General features: G+C 73.3%; 5 protein-coding genes. 4 read left to right on the forward strand and 1 reads right to left on the reverse strand.

Going from position 1 to position 3489, the window contains the following annotated elements; all coding sequences use genetic code 11:
• On the reverse strand, positions 1-557 hold a 557-nt coding region (locus RM812_RS41025; protein ID WP_311585948.1), incomplete at its 3' end, for a replication-relaxation family protein.
• Positions 558-794: 237 nt separating this feature from the next.
• Here RM812_RS41025 and RM812_RS41030 point away from each other — a divergent pair.
• The 4 genes from RM812_RS41030 to RM812_RS41045 all read left to right on the forward strand — a co-directional run.
• The gene (locus RM812_RS41030) at positions 795-932 is read left to right on the forward strand and encodes a lasso RiPP family leader peptide-containing protein (protein WP_311585950.1); all 138 of its coding nucleotides are present in this window, start codon (positions 795-797) and stop codon (positions 930-932) included.
• Between the two features lie 95 nt (positions 933-1027).
• Positions 1028-2887, forward strand: coding sequence for an asparagine synthase-related protein (locus RM812_RS41035; RefSeq protein ID WP_311585952.1), 1860 nt, complete (start codon positions 1028-1030; stop codon positions 2885-2887).
• A 28-nt stretch (positions 2888-2915) separates the two neighbouring features.
• Positions 2916-3125 (forward strand): lasso peptide biosynthesis PqqD family chaperone, encoded by a 210-nt coding sequence (locus tag RM812_RS41040; RefSeq protein WP_311585954.1) that lies wholly within the window; start codon positions 2916-2918, stop codon positions 3123-3125.
• Positions 3122-3489: lasso peptide biosynthesis B2 protein (locus RM812_RS41045; RefSeq protein ID WP_311585956.1), on the forward strand; the 368-nt coding region annotated here is incomplete at its 3' end. The genes RM812_RS41040 and RM812_RS41045, both read left to right, overlap by 4 nt.

Raw genomic sequence — 3489 nt, forward strand, 5'->3', positions numbered from 1 at the left:
GGGTTGCGCGGGCCGATCCGGTTGAAGACGAGCAGCAGCGGGGGGTGCGGCTGGTCGCTGTGGCGGCCGTCGGGCACCCACCAGCGGGTGCGCCACATCGGCCGCTCCTTGCCGTCGACGTCCTTCACCTTGCGCTGGTAGAACCGCATGTACTTGTCGATCTTCGCGGCGAGGACCTGAGCGGACTCGAAGCAGTTGTCGATCTCCACGAACAGCAGCGGCACCCCGTCCTCGGGGGCGGTGATGACGATGTCCGCCTGGGCGCCGCCCTTACCCGGGTTGGACCAGGTGCCCGTCGCGGGCAGCGCCACCTCGGTCGCGTAGGAGGCGATGGTGCCCAGCCCGGCGGGAGCGTCGACTGCCGTCTGCGCGGCGGCGCGGACGTCGGCCGGCTCGCCTGTGAGCTGGGACAGGTTCGGCTTCGGGCGCAGCAGGGCGAGCACGGCTTCGTTGACCGTCATCGGGTGCAAGGCGCCGGTGCGGCCGGCGCCGCGGGCCGGGTTGCCCATCTCCCCCACCGGCCGCCCCAGCTCGCGCGGGGCGGCCTTCAGGCCCATGGGTGTCAGGTTGCGCAGCCTGTCTCCGCCCGGGAGCTGCCCGCCGTTCTCCGGCAACCGGACAGGCGCGTGCCGAGCGAGCGGTGGTGCGCGCCTGGCGCGTGTTGCTGGGCCGTCGGCCTGCTTCCTTCCTGCGGGTGGATTGGCCCGGCGTTGCTGGCTGTGCGGTGCACGGGTCTGCCTCACTTACTTACTGGAGGCGGACGTTCCGTCTCCATATGGATGGAGGTGATCAGCGTGCAGGAGACGCTGCAGGGCTTTGAGACCACGGATGTGTACGAGCCGCCGCTGCTGGCGGAGGTCGGGCAGTACGCCGAGCTGACCCAGGGCGAGTTCGGGGACTGGCCCGACTACCCGGTTGGCCTCTGGATCTGACGATCCAGGCGGGTGCCGGCCCGGGCTGCGAGGCCCGGGCCGGCGCCCGGTGCCACGTCGTCCGCACTCACTTGTCCCCCAATCTGGAGATGTCGATGGCCGCCACGCCGGCCTGCTGGTTCGTTGTCCTTCCCGACCGGGATCTGGCACCCGGTCTCCTCGACTGTCTGCGGGGCCTCGCCGGCCGGGCCGTGCTGCGCATCGTGCCGCACGCTTCCGGCCGTCCGTGGCTGGCCGGCTGCTGGCTGGACGAGGAGCTGACTGCCTGCGCCGTCGGTGACGTGCGCCTGGCGGTCGCCGGGACCTGTTCCCTTCAGCCCGCCGAACTGGCCGCACGAGCCCGGCAGATCAGCGAGAGCGCGCACATCGAGCCGGTGCTGCGCGATGCCCACGGCTGCTTCCATGTCCTCGCGTCCGTCGCGGGACACGCGTACGTGCGGGGCAGCTTCTCCGGGCAGCGCAGGGTGTACCGGGCCGAGGCCGGCGGCGGCACGGTCTGCGCCAGCCAGGCCCGTGTCCTCGCCCGGCTTACCGCTGCGGAACTGGACACCACGCAGTTGGCGCTGCGGCTCACCGGCGACACCATCCCGCACCCGCTCGGCTGGGATGCGCTGTGGCGTGGCGTGCACGCCGTGCTGCCCGGCACAGCGATGGAGCTGGCGTCCGGCGGAGAGGTGCGCTCCCGGCGCTGGTGGCGACCGCCGGCGGCCGACCTCCCGCTGGGCGAGGCCGCGGCCGGGCTGCGCAAGGCGCTGGAGCGGGCGGTCGCGTTGCGGGTCCGACCCGGCGAGGTGGTGGGCGCGGACCTGTCCGGCGGCATGGACTCGACCTCGCTGTGCTTCCTGGCCGCGCAGGCAGGCGCCCGGCTGGTCGCCGTCACCCTGGACGCGGGCGCACCCACCAACGAAGACCGTCTCTTCGCCACTCGGGCGGCCGGGCAGCTTCCGAGTGTCGAGCATCTGGTGTTCGCGTCGGCCGATGTGCCCGCCCAGTTCAGCGGGCTGGACGAATGCGTGGATCTGGGCGACGAGCCGTCCGCGATCGTGCGTACGCGGGTGGAGCAGCAATATCTGGCCGAGCAGATGCGGGCGCGCGGGGCCCGGCTGCGGTTGTCCGGTTTCGGCGGGGATCAGGTCGTCCAGTCGCCGCCTTCGTATGTGCACGGTCTGCTGCGGCGCTCACCTGCGGCCGGCCTGCGTCATGCGGCCGGGTGGCGTGCGCGGCACCGCCGGCCTCTCGGGGCGGTCACGAGGGCGCTGCTCGACGGGGGCTCGTACGCGGCCTGGCTCACCGAGGCCGCCTCACTGCTGCGCGCGCCGGTGTCCGGAGACGACCTGCGCTGGGGGCTGCGTCCCTCTCTTCCGTCCTGGGCGAGCGAGCAGGCCGTTCAGTTGTGCCGTGAGCGGCTGCTCGGCGCGGCCCGGGACGCGGCCGAGCCGCTGCATCCGGAACGCGGCCGGCATGCCTGGCTGGCCTCCGCGCAGCGTGGGGGCCGGCTCGCCGGCCCTCTGGCCCACTGCGGGCAGCTTGACAGGCTGCCGTATCACAGCCCGTTCTGCGACGACGCCGTCATCGCAGCCGCGCTCGCTGCCCGCCCGCATGAGGCCGCCGGCCCCTGGTCCTACAAGCCTCTCCTCGCCGCCGCCATGCACGGCCTGGTGCCGGAGGCCGTCCTGCGCCGCACCACCAAGGACCACTTCGGATACGAATGGCACAACGGCCTGCGCCGCAACCGGCACACGCTGGCAGCCTGGGCCGAGGACTCCCGCCTGGTGGCCGCCGGCCTGGCCGACGAGGACGCCCTGCGCCGCGCCCTGCTCTCACCCCAGCTGCTGCTCGGCGGGACCGCGGAATTCGAGACCACGCTGTCAGTGGAGGCGTGGCTGCGCAGCCTGGAGCACCCCCACACCCCGGACGGCATGAGGGAGATGAACAGTGCACCGACTACGCGCTGATGTCACCGCCTGCGCCACAGGCGACAGCATGGTCCTGCTCGACGAACGCGCCGGGCGCTACTGGCAGCTGAACGGCACCGGAGCCCTCGTGGTGAAGGTCCTGCTGGAGGGCGCCACGCCCGAGCAGGCCGCCGAACGGCTCGCCGCCACCCGCCCGGTCACCCCCGAGCGCGCCACCGCCGACGTCACGGCACTGGTCGCACACCTCGTCAAGGAGAAGCTGGTGACCGACTCATGAGCCAGATCCTGGACACCGACGGCACCCGCCCCGGACTCGGCACCCGGCTCACCGCCCACACCGCCGTCACCGCCGCCCGGCTCCTCGCCCGCCTGCCACCGCGCCGGCTCCGTACCGTACTGGGCCTGGCCCGGCGCGGAGCCAGGCCCGCCCGCTACGACGAGGCGCTGCGCGCCCGGCAGGACGTGACCGCGGTCAGCACCCTGTGCGCGGGCCGCTACTGCCTCCCACGCTCCCTGGCCACCGCCCTGCTGTGCCGGATGCGCGGCCACTGGCCCACCTGGTGCAGCGGAGTACGCACCACACCCTTCGGAGCCCACGCCTGGGTCGAAGCCGACGGCCGACCCGTCGGCGAACCAACCGA

The sequence above is a fragment of the Streptomyces lancefieldiae genome (assembly GCF_031845825.1).
In the GTDB taxonomy this organism is placed as follows: domain Bacteria; phylum Actinomycetota; class Actinomycetes; order Streptomycetales; family Streptomycetaceae; genus Streptomyces; species Streptomyces lancefieldiae.